Here is an 18,301-nt window from a genome sequence, read left to right as displayed (position 1 = left end):
AGTCATGGAAGAAAAAATGGGGTATGACCTAGGTCATTTCCATTGGCAGGGAATCATCGGAGATTCGTATTCTGAAATCTGGGTCGGGAACGACCGTATAAATACATAGCCATGAAAAATTACATTCGTCACTTTAACGAAATTGACATTAACGATGTACCTACCGTAGGTGGAAAAAATGCATCCTTAGGTGAAATGTTCCAAAAGCTGACCTCTAAAGGCGTACAGGTACCTGATGGCTTTGCTACCACAGCGGAAGCATACTGGCACTTTTTACAAGAAGTACATATACAAGATGAGATTTTTGGCCTTTTGGCGAAATTGAATACCAAAGATTTTTCGAACTTAAGGGAAATTGGCGCATCGGTAAGAAAGGCTATACTGGGCACGGAGCTGCCTGAAGATATAAAGGAAGCTATTAAAGAAGGATACGATTCCTTGGCAAAAAAGTATAAAGGGGATATTTCACTGGCGGTACGCAGCAGCGCTACGGCGGAAGATTTACCCAACGCCAGTTTTGCGGGCCAACAAGAAAGTTATTTAAACGTAAAAGGGAAAGATGAGCTTATAGATGCCTGTAAAAGATGTTATGCCTCATTATTTACCGACCGGGCCATCAAATACAGGGAAGACAAGGGTTTTGACCATACCAAGGTAGCCCTCTCCATTGGTGTACAAATGATGGTCCGCTCAGATTTGGCCGCTTCCGGGGTAAACTTCACCCTAGATCCCGATACGGGTTTTGACCAAGTGGTAATGGTCTCCAGCATATATGGATTGGGCGAGAATATCGTACAGGGCAGCATAAACCCCGATGATTATTTTGTTTTTAAGCCCAGTCTAAAAAATGGCGTTGAACAACCTATTGTCTCTAGACGTTTGGGCAGTAAGGAAAAAACCATGGTCTACGATAAATCGGGAAGCGGTACCTTGAACCTTGATACTCCCATGGAAAAACAAGAGCTATACGTACTTACCGATGCCGAAGTGGTAAAATTGGCACAGTGGTCATTGATTATTGAGGAGCATTACCAACGCCCTATGGATATTGAATGGGCGAAGGACGGACTCACCAATGAACTTTTTATCGTGCAGGCCAGGCCCGAGACCGTACAGAGTGCCAATAAGAACAAACTCAAAATCAACACCTATACCTTACTAAAAAAAGGGAAGGAAATTACCCGTGGAATGGGCCTCGGCAATAAAATTTCTTCCGGTAAGGCCCGTATATTGCACAGTCCTGAAGAATCCGACAAACTACAAAAAGGAGAAATCCTGGTTACCGAACGTACCAATCCCGATTGGGACCCCATTCTAAAAAAAGCAGCAGGTATTATCACGGACCAAGGCGGACGAACCAGTCATGCGGCCATCGTGGCACGGGAAGTAGGTGCCGCAGCAATAGTTGGCAGCAACAATGCGACCAAGGTCATTAAAGACGGACAAGACATCACTATTTCTTGTGCCGAGGGCGATACCGGTATTGTTTATGACGGACTCTTGGAATGGAATGAAAACGAAGTGGATATCGCCGCCCTGGGAAATCCGAAAACCCAAGCTATGCTTATTTTGGCCGATCCCGAACAAGCCTTCAAATATTCATTTTACCCTTCTGCAGGAGTGGGCCTAATGCGCTTAGAGTTCGTTATCAACAACTCCATTCAAATCCACCCCATGGCCTTGAAACATTTTGATAGGCTGAAAGATCCGGCCATTAAGGAGAAGATTCAGAAGTTGACCCACCACTACCCTGATAAGTCCGATTATTTTGTTCACAAACTAGCGGAAGGCATTGCCACAATTGCGGCAGCCTTCTACCCCAAAGACGTTATCGTCCGTACCAGTGATTTTAAAACCAACGAATATGCCAACTTAATAGGGGGAACAGAGTTCGAACCCGTAGAATCTAATCCCATGCTAGGGTTCAGGGGGGCATCGAGGTACTATAACCCCAAATACCAAGAAGCTTTTGCCCTAGAGTGCAAGGCATTAAAAAGGGTACGGGAAACTATGGGCCTTACCAACGTAAAAGTTATGATCCCTTTCTGCCGTACCTTAAAAGAAGCTGCTAAAGTCGTATCGGTTTTAGAAAAAAACGGTTTGAAACGAGGGGAAAACGGACTCCAACTGTATATGATGACCGAAATACCCAACAACATCATCTTGGCAGAACAATTTGCTGAGTTCTTTGACGGATTTTCAATTGGCTCCAACGATTTGACCCAATTGACCTTGGGAGTAGACAGAGACTCCGAATTGTTGAGCGACATCTTTGATATCAACGATATTGGGGTGAAAAAGATGATTGCCATGGTCATCGAATCGGCCCATAAGACCCATACTAAAATAGGACTTTGTGGCCAGGCGCCAAGTGACTATCCCGAGTTTGCCCAGTTTCTTGTGGAAAAAGGCATCAACTCCATATCCTTTAATCCCGATGCATTGATTTCGGGTATCAAGAACATTACTAAAGCCGAGAAAAACAAAATCGAATATGGTATGGCCGAAAGCGGTAATTAATCCTAAGGTCAATATTCATAGGCTTTGAATTATACTAGAACTCAAAAATGAAAATAGCAATATTCAATGTACATAATTGGGAAAGGGACTATCTGCAAAATGCCAATAACGGCAAGCATAGCCTAAAAATGTTCGACACCTACCTGAGCTTAGATACGGTAGATTTGGCCAAAGGCTGTGATGCCATATGCATCTTCACCGAAGACAATGCTTCCGCCCCCATCTTAGACCGATTGCACGAACTTGGTATTCAATATGTAGCCCTGCGTTCGGCCGGTTTTAATAATATAGATGTGGCCCATGCAAAAAAATTAGGTATCCGCATGGCACGGGTGCCCGAATATTCGCCATACGCCATTGCCGAGTTTACGGTAGGTGTTATGCTGGCCCTCAACCGTAAATTGGTCAGAACCCACTACCGGATAATGGAAATGAATTTTTCATTGAACGGACTCGTCGGTTTTGATATGAACGGAAAAACCGTAGGCATCATAGGCACAGGGAAAATTGGACGTGTAGTGGCCAAGATTTTACACGGATTTGGTTGCAAGCTCTTGCTTTATGACATTGTTGAAAATAAAGCCTTGGTAGAAAAATACGATGCCACTTACACCGATCTGGATGCCTTGTGCCGGCAATCAGATATTATTACCCTACATGCTCCCCTAAACGAAAAGACCCATCATCTTATTGATGCGGATAGGATTTCGAAAATGAAAAAAGGGGTAATGTTGATCAATGCCGGCCGTGGAGGCTTAGTAAAAACCCAAGATGTCATAAGCGCAATCAAATCGGGACAAATAGGCTATTTCGGGATGGATGTTTATGAGGAGGAAAAAGGACTCTATTTTGAAGATCATTCCGATGATATACTTCAAGATGATGCCATGGCCCGTTTAATGACCCTTAGAAATGTATTGATCAGCAGTCACCAAGCATTTCTGACCGATACCGCCCTTGAAAACATTTCACAAATCACCTTTGACAATTTGGAATGTATGGAAAAAGGAAATGTTTGCAAAAACGAAATAAAATAAGCCATTCATGGGAAAATTAATATTGGTCAGACACGGAAAAAGTCTTTGGAACGTAAAAAATGTTTTTACAGGATGGACGGATATTGACTTGGCTCCGGAAGGAATAGAAGAGGCCAGAAAAGCCGGGGAACTGATCAAATCCAACCTTATTGAGATCGACCTTTGTTTTTCCTCATATCTAAAAAGAGCCATCCGTACGGCCTGGATCATATTGGAAACGGCGGGGATGATGCACGTAGACACCCGCTATAGCTGGAAGTTGAACGAAAGACATTACGGCGATTGGCAGGGAAAGAACAAGGACGAAGTGCTAAAAGAGGTGGGTGAAGCCTTCTTTTTAAGCGTTCGTAGAGGTTATGATACGCCCCCTCCCTGCCTTTCCAACACCGATAGAAGGAATCCTGAATACGATTCTAATTATAAGGCTTTGGACACCACCGTCCTACCCTTGGGCGAATCGCTCAAGGATACTTCAAAACGAGTGGTCAATTACTTTTTTGAGGCCATTGCTCCTGAATTGGCCAAGGGCAAAACCGTATTGATTGCCGCTCACGGAAATTCATTACGGGCCCTTATCGAATATTTAGAACATATTTCATCCGATGAGATCGCCAAAGTAACAGTGGCCACGGGTGTACCCCATATGTACACTTTCGACAACAAACTCAATATTACCGAGCATTACCCATTACGATAAAACGAACGAAGCAGTATTAAAAATTCCTAAGATGGCACATATAATCACACTTACCGTAAACCCTGCAATAGATAAAAGCACTACCGTGGTAGGCATGAGCCCCAATACAAAATTACGCTGTGCCGAACCCAGTTATGATGCCGGCGGCGGAGGCATTAACGTATCCCGGGCCATTCGCAAATTAGGGGGAACATCACTTTGCAGCTACTTTGCAGGTGGACCAACGGGAGAATTTTTAAAAAAACTCTTAACCGAACAAAACATAGAACAATCGGTAATTCCCATTGAGGGATGGACCCGTGAAAACCTTGCGGTAACCGATACCACTACGAACCAGCAATATCGATTTGGGATGCCGGGTCCGCCCGTAAAGGAAGTAGAATGGAAATCTGCCTTAACCCAACTCGAACAACAACTCCATAAAGGAGACTATTTGGTGGCCAGTGGAAAACTTCCTCCCCATGTACCAGAAAACTTCTATTTAAAAGTAGGTCGTATGGCCGAAAAAAAAGAAGCTCGGTTTATTCTTGACACTTCGGGCGAAGCGCTTATGGAAGCCGCTAAGTCAAAAGTTTATATGTTGAAGCCCAATTTGGCCGAACTAGGGGCCCTATGTGGGGTCGCTTCTATAACCGATTTAGACTTGAAACCCTTGGCCCAACAGTTTTTAGAGCGTCATGATTGCGAAATTCTTGTCGTCTCCTTGGGGCCAAAAGGAGCTTTATTGGCCACAAAAAATACAATGGAACAGATACCTGCCCCCGTGGTTCATCAAAAAAGTACCATTGGTGCCGGAGATAGTATGGTTGCCGGAATGGTCATGAGCTTGATATGGGACAAGCCCTTGAGCGATATGGTCAGATACGGCGTAGCATGTGGAACTGCCGCTACCATGCACCCCGGCACCCAACTCTGTCATAAGGAAGATGCAGACCGGCTTTACGATTGGATCAAAGAACAAAAATCTACATAAAATACAAACTAAAGCATCCAAAATGGAACTTGAAAACTATTTGAAAGAAGAAACGGCGTCTTTGTTAGATCATTCATGTACGACTATTCCCAACGATAAACTCAACCTGCCCGGACCTGATTTCACCGATCGCATTATGGCATCGACAGATAGGTCCAACCGAGTTTTAGGAAGCATACAACAGTTATTTGATCACGGTAGGCTGGCCGGTACGGGCTACCTTTCGCTCCTACCTGTCGACCAGGGCGTAGAACATTCCGCAGGGGCCAGCTTTGCACCAAATCCCGCGTATTTTGATCCCGAGAACATTGTAAAACTCGCTATGGAAGGAGGGTGCAACGCCGTTGCCTCGACCCTCGGTGTTCTTGGTGCCGTCTCAAGGAAATACGCCCATAAAATTCCTTTTTTGGTCAAATTGAACCATAATGAGCTCCTATCCTACCCCAACACTTTTGATCAAATTTATTTTGCCCAAGTAGAACAAGCTTGGAATTTGGGCGCCGTAGCCATTGGTGCCACCATTTATTTCGGCTCTCCAGAGTCTGACAGGCAAATACAGGAAACCGGCAAAGCCTTTAAGTACGCCCATGAATTGGGCATGGCCACGGTTCTTTGGTGCTACCTGCGCAATGATGCCTTTAAAAGGGACAAGGACTATGCCCTTAGTGCCGATTTGACCGGACAGGCCAACCACCTCGGGGTAACCATAGAAGCCGATATCATCAAACAAAAGCAAGCGAGTAACAATGGCGGTTTTCTTGCCTTAAAAGACTTTGGAAAAACCAGCGACCTTGTCTACAGTAAACTCACCAGCGATCACCCCATAGACCTGACCCGTTACCAAGTGGCCAATTGCTATATGGGCCGGGCGGGACTCATTAACTCTGGTGGGGCTTCGGGCAAAGACGATTTTGCCGCAGCCGTACGTACGGCCGTCATCAATAAAAGAGCGGGTGGTATGGGATTGATTTCCGGTAGAAAGGCCTTTCAAAGACCGATCAAGGAAGGAATCAAATTACTAAACCTTATTCAGGATATTTATTTAGACCCATCAATTACGATAGCTTAAAATAAAAATAGACCCTTATGAAAATGACAGAAGGACGCTCTTTTCCTATACTCCGAAATCCCCTAATACCATTGGCCATAGGGTCACGAAAAAACCTAGGCCATAAAAACGGCAATGTATTGGCCGGAGACATAGGGGGCACAAAAACCAATCTTGCCCTTTTTGAATACAAAGACGGCCATCTCTCTCCCTTAAAACAAAACTCGTATAAAACGAAAGACTACAATTCCTTAGTCGAAATCATACATGAGTTTGAAGTAAAGGAAATGACCCGAATCGACAGTATGTGTTTTGGTGTAGCGGGACCTATAATCAATGGCAAGGTGTACGGCACTAATTTTCCCTGGGGCATCGATGCCCAAGAACTGACCCGTGAACTTCACCTTAGATCCGTTTTTCTAATAAACGATATGCAGGCCAATGCTTATGGTTTAGCGGCCTTAGGCGAAAAAGACCTAGACCCCTTAAAATACGGCTCGCAAATAGAGGGTAATGCCGTAATCATATCCCCGGGCACAGGTTTAGGGGAAGTCGGTCTGTATTGGGACGGTGAAGCCTACCACCCTTTTGCCTCCGAAGGCGGTCATTGCGATTTTAGCCCGAGAAATGATTTTGATTATGAGATTTGGAAGTACTTTCAGCAGAAATATGGGCATGTAAGCTGGGAACGCCTATTGTCAGGTCAAGGCATTCGCGATACCTATCAGCTCATCCGCAATGTCAGTGGTGAAAAAGAATCTGATGCCTTTAAGGCGAAAATGGCCAAGGAAGATCCTGCGGCCGTAATTACCAAGACCGCTATAGAAGGGACAGATCCGGTCTGTATGGAAACCCTTGATCTTTTTGTCCGATTTCTGGCCATAGAGACTTCACAACTGGCCCTAAAATTCAAGGCTACCGGAGGGATTTTTATTGGTGGGGGCATTATTCCCAAAATAATAAAGGGAATAAACCGAGAAGTATTCAACGATAATTTTATGCAATCAGGGCGTTTAAACTCCCTTTTACAAATGGTTCCCGTAAACCTTATTCTCAACGACAATACGGCCTTGCTCGGAGCGGGCTACTATGCGGCCATGTCACTTGAGTAACCCAATGCAAGTAAATAAAAAAGGCCGTGGACTTAAGGGGTTCACGGCCTTTTTTAGCTATAGCTTATCCATTTCAACATCGTATTCGACCACTTTAAAAAGTCGCCTTCTATTTTCCCTGACATTTTTGACAAATTCCGCCATGTCTTCCTCGAGTTCGGCATGTTCTTCCCTAAAGGCCTTTTCGTCTTGGCTTTCGGGATTGCCAATAATGTTGGAAAGATGTGATAGATGGGTATCTACCCGCTCTAAGAGTTGGTCACAATCCCTTGTGTCTTTCAAGATACTCTCTCCTACTCTACGGATGTTTTCCAAATCGGCTTCGGCCTTTATCCATAAAAAATATTTATCCTCAAGATGCCGCAAAAACTTTAGGTCGTCCCTATAGAACAAAAGGTCAGACTTCCAATGCTCGGTCAAGACATACAGTTCTTGCCAATTGCCTTTCTCGATAAAATCGCCCTTAGGCCTACATCTAAAATTATCCATGTAGTAACTATTTTATAGAAAACAATGATTTCCCTTTTCTTCAATATAAATCAAGGCTACTCCAAAACAAGAATGGGCACCTTGGAGTTTTGGACCAAGGATTGTGTCAGCTGTCCCTCTGAAGGGGCACTGTGTTTCACATGGTTTCGGGGAAGGATGGCGACAAGGTCTATATCGTGCTTTATGGCATAATTGGAAATTCCTTCTAAAACGTCTTCATTTTTAATGAACACACGCTCTTTATAAAAGGTTTCGAGATAATACTCAATAGCCTTTTCGTTCTGCTCTTCCTCTTTGCTATAACCATAGATTCCGGGCTTGTTCTCAACGGTCAGCACATGCACTTTGGCATTGCACTTTCTAGCTACCCTTAAGAGGGTCCCCAACACCTCGGGATCATCGATTTTTTCCTTGCCCAAAACCAAGGCTATATGGGCGAGATTATACTCCTTATAACTATCCGGAACCACCAAAACCGGACATTTACTGCTCAACACAAGTTCTTCTGTATTGGTATGCTGCTTATCCTCATGGCCTTCAATACCCGATGTCCCCATTATAATGAGGTCTATCCGCTCGGTTTTCTTAATGTCGAACAAGGTTTGGACGAGGCTTCCGTTTTGAATTTTCCATTCAAGTTTGTTCTTCAGTTTTGCTCTATATTCTTTTTCCAATTTCTCGAAATTTTCTGGTAATAGCTCAAGATTACAGTTTCCTGAAACATATGCCAATACAATTTTGATATCATCAAGCCGGCCTACAAAGCCTATGGCATATTCCAATGCCTTTTTTGATGCCTTCGTAAAATCGAACGGTACTAATATTGTTGATATTCTGTCCATATAATTTGTCTTTGAATAAGGTTTTATAATCCCATTAAACCAAAAGTACCCTAGGGTCTCAAGAAACCCCATGACCTGTGTCATATGCCCTTATTTCGGGCATACGACCTAAATATTCGGGGCAATGTGCCTGGTTTTTGGGGGTCCTAAAATTTAGGCTTTACAATTTTCCATTTGTTCGCCTTGTCCTTTACGGCCAAGAGACGGTCCGAAATCATCTTGGCCTGTAATTCCGGTAACTTATATAGTTTACCAGACATTACGATGTTCTGCCGTTCTTGTACGGGCCATATCATTTCCCCCGCTTCATTGACCACGACCTCGGTAAAGTCATAATCGTAAATCTTTAACTGAAAGGTGTTTTTTCCTCTAAGCGATTTTCTTTCATAAATCCCCACAGCATGACCATCAACGAAGGGGCTAACGTTCAAAAATTCAGCGGGTATGGCCATGTTTCCCTTTTTATCTATAAATCCGTAACGCGCAATACCATCTTCTTTTACGTCCCTAACCACGCAGCGTCCGTTCTTGAACTGGGGATACCCCATACCTTCGACCCCCAGATTATCGGTTTGTGGATTTTTATTCCAAACCAAGTCATTCCTAAAATCAATAACCAATTGTCCTTCTTCATCAATAAATCCCCATTGGTCTCCCTTTCTAACCGCCGCCAAACCATCACTAAAAGGCGTGATTTGGTCGAGTTCGGCCACTGTGGGTTTATTGATTTGGTCTACCGTCTGTGAAATACCTAAATAAGGTATCAACAATAAACATGTGATAATAAGTAAGTGTTTCATCTTTCATTAATTTTTTGTGTTCACCCAAAGGTATGTGCTGCTCGTTTGGCCGGAAATGACCTGGGTCAGTTGCTTCATAGTTTTATAAAGCCTAGAAGAAAATGTTATACCCGGCCTTATCTGGTATAGGCTTCTACCCTATTATGGCCATGCCTAGCGTTGTTTCCCCCTTCCAAACGCATAAATTCCCTTCCTTCCCTGATTTAAATCATAGTTTCCTATAATCCTTTAAAATAGTTTTGAGCTTGTTTTAAGTACACGATAAATCACTTCAACAGTTTAAACTGAAAAATATAGCGCCATGATTAAAGACTATTCAAAAAGGTATAACGACCTCTCACAACTGGTAAAGGAATTGGGCAGCAAAATACCCCAAACCATAGGGGCTTTCGACGGTCTACACAAGGCCAGTACCGCTGAAGGCGTGCTTTCTTCAAAGACCAAAGAACTCATTGCCCTCGGAATCGCCATTACGGTCCGCTGTGACGGTTGCATTGCCTTTCACGTTCACGACGCCTTAAAATCGGGAGCCAGTGCCGAGGAAATTCTAGAAACCATAGGCGTTGCGGTAATGATGGGCGGAGGCCCGGCCCTTATGTATGGCTGTGAAGCTTTGGAAGCATTGAACCAATTTGTGGTAATGGAATAATATGAAACAGCAATCGAACACAAATACCCCCAAGGGAGCGAAAGACCCAAAGCCAAACCCGCCTTCTGGCGGACTAGGATATTATTGGATCTACTTGACACTTTTTGCCTTTTTAATGGCATTTACCTTTTTCTCCAACCCTATTTCAGGTGCCAAGGAAATCAGTTGGACCTTTCTTCAAGATTCACTTTTGACGCAACAGAAGGTTTCTAAAATCACCGTGGTCAACAGGGAGTTCGCAGAGATCTACACCAAAAACCAAGCCGATAAAGACCCCGGCCCCACAGGTCAAGACCCTAGTTGGTTCAGCTCCGTTGAAAGTCCGAAATACCGCATAACCATCGGCTCGGTAGAGAATTTTGAGGGTAAGCTAGAGACGGCACAAGCCGATTTTTCGCCTGAGGACAAAATCGACATTCAATACCAAAACAGAACAAGCTGGATAAGCCTGTTATCATGGATTTTTCCCGTTGCCCTATTGATCCTATTCTGGTTCTTTATACTCAAGCGCATGGGAAGCGGAGGTCCTATGGGTGGTTCAATGCTCAACATGGGCAAGTCAACGGCAAAACTGGTGGAAAAGGGAACCAAGAGTACCGTCACCTTTAATGACGTAGCCGGTCTCAAGGAAGCTAAGGCCGAGGTTATGGAGGTCGTAGACTTTCTCAAACACCCTGAAACCTATACCGAATTGGGCGCTAAAATTCCCAAGGGAGTTATGCTCGTAGGCCCACCGGGAACGGGAAAAACACTGATAGCCAAAGCCGTGGCGGGAGAGGCCCAAGTACCTTTCTTTTCTATGTCCGGTTCCGAGTTCGTTGAAATGTTCGTCGGCGTCGGAGCCTCTCGGGTTCGCGACCTCTTCAAAAGGGCGAAGGAAAAGACCCCGAGCATTATTTTTATCGACGAAATAGATGCCGTGGGCCGCTCACGTGGTAAAGGCGGCGGATTTCAGTCTAACGACGAAAGGGAAAACACCCTTAACCAACTCCTGACCGAATTGGACGGTTTCGGCCCGAATACCGGGGTCATTGTCTTGGCCGCTACCAACCGCCCCGACGTACTGGACAAAGCCCTCTTGCGCCCCGGAAGGTTCGATCGCCATATTTATCTCGAACTCCCCACCAAGGAGGAGCGCATGGAAATATTCAAGGTCCACCTTCGCCCACTCAAACTGGCCAAGGATGTAAATGTGGTAAGCTTGGCCGAATTAAGTCCTGGATTTTCAGGGGCCGACATTGCCAATATCTGTAACGAGGCCGCCCTTATTGCCGCCCGAAAAAAGAAAAAAACAGTACACTACCACGATTTTCTCGAGGCACGGGACCGTATCGTAGGCGGAATGGAACGAAAAAGTAAAATCATATCCCCAAAAGAAAAAGAAACCGTAGCCTATCATGAAGCGGGTCATGCCGTAGTAAGCTGGTATTTAAAACATGTTGATTCTTTGGTAAAAGTATCGATTATTCCGAGGGGCAAATCGTTAGGTGCTACCTGGTACCTCCCCGAAGAAAGACAAATTGTTACCAAGGCACAGTTCATCGATCAGATGTGCGCCTCCTTAGGCGGGCGGGCCGCAGAGGAAATTGTATTTGATGAAATCTCATCAGGCGCCCTAGACGATCTGGAAAAAGTCACCAAGCAGGCCTATGCCATGGTTTCTTATTACGGACTTGACAAAAAGATAGGACCAATGAGTTTTTATGACTCCTCCGGTCAAAACAATCAACTGCTAGGCAAACCTTACAGCGAAGCCATGGCCGAACTGATAGACAATGAGGCACAAGCCCTGATCCATAGGGCCTATGAGAAAACCAAAACGCTATTGTTGAAGCACCGAAACGAATTGGAAAACCTAGCCCAACTTCTACTTAAGCAAGAGGTTGTGGAAAAAGACGATCTGGAAAAACTTTTAGGAAAAAGAATAGAAAATAAAACCAAGGATAACAGCTCCCATGACGACAGCCCATTATCCCTTCTAAACACCCATAAATCTTAAGGCCAACGGTTCCATCGAACTTTAATTCCCGACCAACCGAAGCTTCGAATATAACTGGTCTCGATAAAAACGGGCTTTGGGCCGGAAGCATGACTTTCGTCATATCTATTGTGCCCAAATAATTACACCTTTGGTCATAGCATTTATTCTAAATGAAATTTTTACGAACCTATATTTTATAGAAAGATTATGAAAACAGCAACAATTTACAATTCCGACTTACATTTTGAACATCAACAATGGAAATCTGAACTGGCCTTTTGGAAAGATGAGCTAATATCTTTTAACAACCGATTGAAGGAACTGGTAAGCCGATGGAGCGATAAGGACATACTTATGCAACTAGAACATTTTCAAAACGAATTTATCTTGCACGGAGGCGTTATTGAAGATTTACAGGAAACCATAGAGGAACACGAAATGAATATTTCAAAGCACAGCGATAACCATGAGTCGATGGATGTTGCCATGGTCAAGAAACACGTACAGTTTCGCGAGAAAATGGAAACCCAAAGACAGATTTACGCCGACCTTAAAAAAGAGTTCTTTCGGTTTCTAACGAAGTATATGTAATACACCCATAGCATATGGCAGCATTCAAACTCCCGAAGCAACAAGAAATAAAAAGGTACGCCACACTGTTCAACGTCCTCGCCAAATATGGTTTTGAGGACGTTTTGGCAAATAGCGGTATTACAAAGGCCATTCCAAAATCCTACTTAAACCAACACCCCGATACCGAAAAAAACCTTTCTTTTTCTACTTACGAACGTATTCGTATGGTACTCGAAGATCTGGGGCCCAGCTATGTCAAGCTAGGCCAGATCTTTAGCAATCGGGAAGACATGCTTCCTCCTGAACTTATTAAGGAGCTTGAGAAATTACAAGACCATGCGCCCCAATTAAAAAACTTTGATGTAGAAAAGGTACTTGAAGAAGAACTGAACATTTCCCTCCCCGACCATTTTCTCTCGGTAGATCCCGAACCCTTGGCCGCTGCATCTTTGGCCCAGGTGCACCGGGCACAACTGTTGACCGGCGAAGAAGTGGTGTTTAAGATCCAGCGCCCCCTTATAAGAGAAATTATAGAAAGTGATCTGCTGATCATGAAACAGGTAGCCCGCGCCCTTGAAAAATACAGTACCCATGCACAAGCCTTACAGCCCGTACGTATCATCGCTTCCTTTGAACAAAGTATTCACGAGGAGCTTCAATTTTTACGGGAAATAGAAAACACAGAAAGGTTCGCGAGGAATTTTGAGGACAATGAGCTGATCCATGCACCCGTAATCTATCACCACTTTTGTACCGACAGCCTTATCTGTATGGAATTTCTCGACGGAATCAAAGTCTCTGAAATCGATAGGCTCAAAGCGGCAAACATTGACCCTTCGGCCGTGGCCAAAGTTGGGGTCGACCTCTACCTGGCCCAAATTCTTGAGCACGGATTCTTTCATGCCGACCCACATCCGGGAAACATTTCTGTGCTTCCTACAAGCGGACAAATCTCCTTTTTAGATTTTGGTATGATGGGTACTATAATGCCGAACGACAAGGAAGTCTTAGGAGACCTTCTCCTCTATTTCTTGAGGAAGGACGTCAAAAAAATTAGGATCCTCCTTGAGAAAATTGCCGTAAAAACCGATATTCCCGATCAAAAAAAGCTCGAACAAGATATATATGAATTGGTATCAGGGGTCAGCGATACCGCCCTTGGGAACGTAAAAATCGGAAGCACCCTCACTCAATTCAAAACCGTACTGTACGAAAACAAAATAGTCTTGCCCCACTATCTTTACATGTTGATAAGGGGACTTATCATCATAGAGGGCGTAGGCCGAAAACTAGACCCCGCATTCAACATTTCCGATAATCTAGAACCCTATACCGCGAAAATCATCGGCAGAAGGTTCAACCTAAAAAGGCTCTTTAAAAAGAACCTAAGCCGCTTTCAAGACTTTAATGAGCTCTTAGACACCCTTCCCGAAGATCTCAATACCATCTTAAAAAAGATAAAAGATGGTAAATTAGTGGTGGTACATGAACATAAGGGCTTAAAAGAATTCCAGACCGCCACCAGCAAATCGGTAAACCGTTTGGTCTTTGCCGTCATCATAGCCGCCCTTTCCATCGGGTCGTCTATTCTGGTTATGGCACAAATGCCCCCCTTGGTCAACGGCATTCCCTTGTTGGGAGCCATTGGCTTTGTTCTTTCGGCCCTATTGGGATTTTATATTGTGATATCCATATTCAGGAACGATCAATTCTAAATGTTCTACGACCACTAATCTAAAAGCCTATGATCACTTTTGAAGGTATCAACGAATTTATGGACAGCTATATTCTCGGCGTACTCATCAGTATGGGAATAGGCCTTATCATCGGCTTGGAACGGGAGTATAATAAATTGAAGGATCAGGGTTTTGCCGGCATCCGTACCTTTCCCATTGTAGCCATATTGGGATTTACCCTAGAAAACCTGACCGACAAATTTACGGTTTGGTTATTGATCATCGGCCTTGCCTCGTTTATACTCTTCTTGGCCTTCAACCATATTTATCAAAAACAAGAAGAATATAGCAAGGGCCTGACCACCAATCTAGCCTTGATCGCCACTTTTATCTTAGGGGTCATGGTATCGGCCGAATACTATAGGGACGCAGTGGCCACATCGGTCATTCTCGTAACGCTACTTTCCCTAAAGACAAGGTTTCGAACGGTAATCAGCAACATCACTTCCGAAGAGCTTTTTGCCTTTATCAAGTTTTCCATTATCGCCCTTTTGATATTGCCCTCCCTGCCCAACAAAAGCTACGGATCAAATGGCTTATTGAATCCGTTTGAAATCGGCTCTATAGTGGTAATCGTCTCCTTTTTAAATTTTATTGGCTATTTTTTGGTGAAATATGTAGGTTCTAAAAGGGGCATATTGCTAACGGCGATCCTTGGCGGTCTGATATCGAGTACTGCCGTTGCATGGAGTTACGCCTCCCGCAGTGAGGAATCACCCGAACTCTCAAAAAAATACGCTGCCGGAATCATTATTGCATCGGCCATTATGTTCCCAAGATTGGCTTTTTTGGTATATATCTTCAACAGCGCCCTTTTGACCTATTTGGCACTTCCGTTTACCGTACTGACCTTGATATGCCTGGTCGTATCCTTGGTACTGATCCAAAGGGACACCAAAAAACCCGATACCAACATCAAATTGGGCAACCCGCTCAATATACTGAACGCCATTGGCTTTGGAGCCATTTATGTGGTCATCCTATTCGCTGTTTTCTATAGCAATAAATTCTTTGGCGAAAGCGGATTGTATTATTCCGCCCTTATTTCAGGCTTGGCCGATACCGATGCCATTACCATTAGTATGGCTAAATTTTCACTCGATTCCGACAAGCTCAATTTGGCTTCTTTGGTAATCATTGCCGCTGTTTTGAGCAACATGCTGGTCAAACTGGGAATCAGCCTCCTCAAAGGCTCAAAAACTACCGGAAAACTCGTAGCCTATACTTTCGGTGCCATCATTCTTGTCAGCATAATCTATATTCTTTCCCATAGCATCTAACAAAATATCCCAATTATTCCATTGGCATGATTTAGGTCATTTCAATTGGTATCGAGACAAAGCACCTTTGCACCTCATAAGGTGAAACTCTTATAGACAGATGAAAAATCGGGTTAGAAAAAGGTGGAAAGCATCATTTGCCAATATAATGCTCCTACTGTTGATAATGCTCTCGACACATATACAAGGGCAGGAACAAGAAATAAGCATTTCAGAAGCATTGGAACTCAGCTATGCCAACAATGAAAAAATCAAACAATATAACGAGCGTGTACAGCAGAAAGTATACGACAACAAAGCGGCCAAAGGCAACTTTCTTCCTTCCTTGAACCTCTTGGGCGGTTATACTTATCTCAACGAAAACATTCAGGTCAATACCTCTCAAATCGCCACTTCCCTAGATGATCTGGGCGGAAAGTACGGTGCCGCATTTGTAGCCGCATACGGCGAACAAATAGGCTTGTCAGGGCTAAGCACAGAAAACGCCTATAGTACATTGGTAAGTGTATTGGGCCAATTTCCTTCGTATCCGAATATGGAAATAGACAACCGGCAATTCCCTACAGCGGCATTAACGGCGACACAACCCTTATTTACCGGAGGGAAAATCATTGCCGCCAAGAGATACGCCAAGGCGGAGTTACGTTCCGCCGATATTGAATTAAAACAGGTAAAGGATGAAATTGCGAACGAACTTATCGAACGCTATCTAAACGTAGTGCTATTACAACAGGTGGTCAAGACCCGACAGGAGGTTTATGACGCAATGCTCAAGCATAAAGAGCAGGCAGAGCGTTCGGTCCAACTAGAAATTCTCCCTAAACACGTATTGCTAAGGGCCCAAGTAGCGGTAGCCGATGCCCAAAAGGATTTGAACAACGACCTGAACAAAGAAGAATTGGCCACCATGGGCTTACGTACTACCATGAACTTAGCGGATACTATCCCTTTTAAGGTAATGGACAGCATTTCATACAAAGAACTGTATCTCGATTTCAACGAGCTGTTGACCACGGCCTATGCGAAACAGCCTGTTTTAGGTTTAATAGACCAAAAAGAGGAAATGGCCAATCAGGCACTGGCTTTGGAAAAATCGAAGTTTATGCCCAACATAGCGGCTTTTGGTACGTACAATATGTTCCGTGATGAACTGCCCGTAGTCCCTCCCCAATTTATGGTCGGCGTTCAGGCCCAAATCAATCTCTTTAACGGGTTTAAGGACATCAACCAATTGAAATCAAAGAAACACTTGAAAAAGGAAGTCAAAAATGCCAAGGACTATGCCTTTAAGCAAATTCATTTATTGGTACAATCAAACTACGTTACCGCACGTAACCAGCAAAAACTATACAATAGCCTAACAGCTACCGTAGAATTGGCGAAAGAGAACTTACGGATCAACACCAGAAGGTTTGAAGAAGGTCTGGGAAAATCCATAGATGTAATCGATGCATCACTGTTGTACAAGCAATCCAAAATAGAGCAATTAGTAGCCCTCAATGGATACTACCAAGCTATTGCCAATCTCTATACCGCCATAGGAGAACCCGAAAAAATAATACCGTTTATCAATAAATAGGTCCATCATGAAAAAAGCATATATAACATTAGCCCTACCTATACTGATCATCGTCTTTGCCATTGTCTTCTTTTTCGTTAAGGCGAACAGCGAGGAAGAAACCATCTATTCCGGCATGTTGGAAACCACAGAAATAAATGTGTCCTCCGTGATTTCCGGGAGGGTACTCAACCTATTGGTAGAAAAAGGAAGCACCGTAGAAAAGGGGGATGTACTGGCCAAGTTGGAACCCGACATATTGAATGCAAAAAAAGGCCAGGCCCAGGGCATGGTCAAAGCTGCTAAATCCCTTTTCAACAAAGCGGAGTACGGAGCTCGACAAGAAGAGATAAGTGCGCTTCAAAATCAATATCAAATGGCTAAAAGTCAATTTGACTTTGCCGAAAAAACCTATAAGCGGTACCAAGCCCTTTATGCTGACAACATCATCTCAAAACAGGAAATGGATGAACTCCAATTCAAATACGATGCGGCCAAAGAGCAAATGAATGCGGCCAAATCGGTTTGGGAAATGGCCCAAAAAGGGGCAAGAAAAGAAGATATAAGTGCGGCCTACGGCAGTTACGAAAGTGCCAAAAGCGCCTATAACGAAGTAGAGGCATTTTATGATGAACTACAAATCGTAGCCCCTGCCGGAGGAATTATCAGTAATCAGATCGCGGAAGAAGGAGAAGTCATGGCTGCCGGATATCCTATCGTGACCATACAAATTCCCGAAAAGGTCTATGCCATTGTTAATGTAAGGGAAGACGACCTGGCCGATTTTAAAATGGGCAAAGTCTATAAGGCCACCGTGCCAGGACTTAGCAATGAAGAAATAGATTTTAAAGTCAGTTACATTGCTCCCATGGCCGATTTTGCCACTTGGGTTCCAGTAAAGGCAAAGGGGGAATATGACCTGAAAACTTTTGAAATTCACCTAAAGCCCCAACACCGAATATTGGAACTAAGACCGGGCATGTCCATACACTTTCACAAATAGGAT

At 43.9% G+C, this 18,301-nt stretch carries 16 protein-coding genes; 13 read left to right on the top strand and 3 right to left on the bottom strand.

All coding sequences use genetic code 11. The annotated features are described in order from the left end of the window. Positions 1-111 precede the first annotated feature (111 nt). Genes ppsA through glk form a run of 6 tightly spaced genes read left to right on the top strand, consistent with a single transcriptional unit; the run spans position 112 to position 7,387 of the window. Positions 112-2,520: a phosphoenolpyruvate synthase gene (ppsA, locus tag BW980_RS07645; RefSeq protein WP_076454352.1), complete on the top strand. Its 2,409-nt coding sequence runs from the start codon at positions 112-114 to the stop codon at positions 2,518-2,520. Between the two features lie 47 nt (positions 2,521-2,567). Further along, a complete protein-coding gene (locus BW980_RS07640) occupies positions 2,568-3,557 on the top strand; it encodes a 2-hydroxyacid dehydrogenase (protein WP_076454350.1) in 990 nt (329 codons plus the stop codon). Positions 3,558-3,564: 7 nt separating this feature from the next. Continuing rightward, positions 3,565-4,254, top strand: coding sequence for a 2,3-bisphosphoglycerate-dependent phosphoglycerate mutase (locus BW980_RS07635; RefSeq protein WP_076454348.1), 690 nt, complete (start codon positions 3,565-3,567; stop codon positions 4,252-4,254). Positions 4,255-4,285: 31 nt separating this feature from the next. Continuing rightward, positions 4,286-5,227 carry a 1-phosphofructokinase family hexose kinase gene (locus tag BW980_RS07630; RefSeq protein WP_076454345.1) on the top strand — a complete coding sequence of 314 codons (942 nt, stop codon included), beginning with the start codon at positions 4,286-4,288 and terminating at the stop codon, positions 5,225-5,227. 22 nt (positions 5,228-5,249) lie between these two features. Beyond that, entirely contained in the window at positions 5,250-6,296 is a 1,047-nt protein-coding gene (locus tag BW980_RS07625) for a class I fructose-bisphosphate aldolase (protein ID WP_083690432.1), read from the top strand. A gap of 17 nt (positions 6,297-6,313) precedes the next feature. Further along, a complete protein-coding gene (gene glk, locus BW980_RS07620; protein ID WP_076454341.1) occupies positions 6,314-7,387 on the top strand; it encodes a glucokinase in 1,074 nt (357 codons plus the stop codon). A gap of 57 nt (positions 7,388-7,444) precedes the next feature. Here the strand turns inward: glk and BW980_RS07615 are convergent, their stop codons facing one another. From BW980_RS07615 to BW980_RS07605, 3 genes are all read right to left on the bottom strand, one after another. Further along, positions 7,445-7,876 (bottom strand): hypothetical protein, encoded by a 432-nt coding sequence (locus tag BW980_RS07615; protein WP_076454339.1) that lies wholly within the window; start codon positions 7,874-7,876, stop codon positions 7,445-7,447. Positions 7,877-7,932: 56 nt separating this feature from the next. After that, complete coding sequence (locus BW980_RS07610) at positions 7,933-8,718, bottom strand: universal stress protein (protein WP_076454785.1); 786 nt, start codon at positions 8,716-8,718, stop codon at positions 7,933-7,935. Between the two features lie 146 nt (positions 8,719-8,864). Then, positions 8,865-9,518, bottom strand: a complete 654-nt coding sequence (locus BW980_RS07605) for a WG repeat-containing protein (RefSeq protein ID WP_076454337.1) — start codon at positions 9,516-9,518, stop codon at positions 8,865-8,867. Between the two features lie 301 nt (positions 9,519-9,819). Here BW980_RS07605 and BW980_RS07600 point away from each other — a divergent pair, with 301 nt between their 5' ends. The 7 genes from BW980_RS07600 to BW980_RS07570 all read left to right on the top strand — a co-directional run bounded on the left by BW980_RS07600 (position 9,820) and on the right by BW980_RS07570 (position 18,298). After that, the gene (locus BW980_RS07600; RefSeq protein WP_076454335.1) at positions 9,820-10,167 is read left to right on the top strand and encodes a carboxymuconolactone decarboxylase family protein; all 348 of its coding nucleotides are present in this window, start codon (positions 9,820-9,822) and stop codon (positions 10,165-10,167) included. Between the two features lies 1 nt (position 10,168). Beyond that, complete coding sequence (ftsH, locus tag BW980_RS07595) at positions 10,169-12,166, top strand: ATP-dependent zinc metalloprotease FtsH (protein ID WP_076454333.1); 1,998 nt, start codon at positions 10,169-10,171, stop codon at positions 12,164-12,166. 189 nt (positions 12,167-12,355) lie between these two features. Next, on the top strand, positions 12,356-12,739 hold the full coding sequence (locus BW980_RS07590; RefSeq protein WP_076454331.1) for a hypothetical protein: 384 nt from the start codon (positions 12,356-12,358) through the stop codon (positions 12,737-12,739). 14 nt (positions 12,740-12,753) lie between these two features. Then, positions 12,754-14,436, top strand: a complete 1,683-nt coding sequence (locus BW980_RS07585) for an ABC1 kinase family protein (protein WP_076454329.1) — start codon at positions 12,754-12,756, stop codon at positions 14,434-14,436. Between the two features lie 29 nt (positions 14,437-14,465). After that, a complete protein-coding gene (locus BW980_RS07580; protein WP_076454327.1) occupies positions 14,466-15,737 on the top strand; it encodes an MgtC/SapB family protein in 1,272 nt (423 codons plus the stop codon). A gap of 100 nt (positions 15,738-15,837) precedes the next feature. After that, complete coding sequence (locus BW980_RS07575; protein ID WP_083690409.1) at positions 15,838-17,316, top strand: TolC family protein; 1,479 nt, start codon at positions 15,838-15,840, stop codon at positions 17,314-17,316. A gap of 7 nt (positions 17,317-17,323) precedes the next feature. Further along, entirely contained in the window at positions 17,324-18,298 is a 975-nt protein-coding gene (locus tag BW980_RS07570; protein WP_076454325.1) for an HlyD family secretion protein, read from the top strand. The last annotated feature ends 3 nt before the right edge of the window (positions 18,299-18,301 follow it).

The sequence above is a fragment of the Zobellia uliginosa genome, from assembly GCF_900156625.1.
GTDB classification, from domain to species: domain Bacteria; phylum Bacteroidota; class Bacteroidia; order Flavobacteriales; family Flavobacteriaceae; genus Zobellia; species Zobellia uliginosa.
The sequence above is the reverse complement of the archived record's forward strand: the minus strand, read 5'-3'. Positions and strand labels throughout refer to the sequence as shown.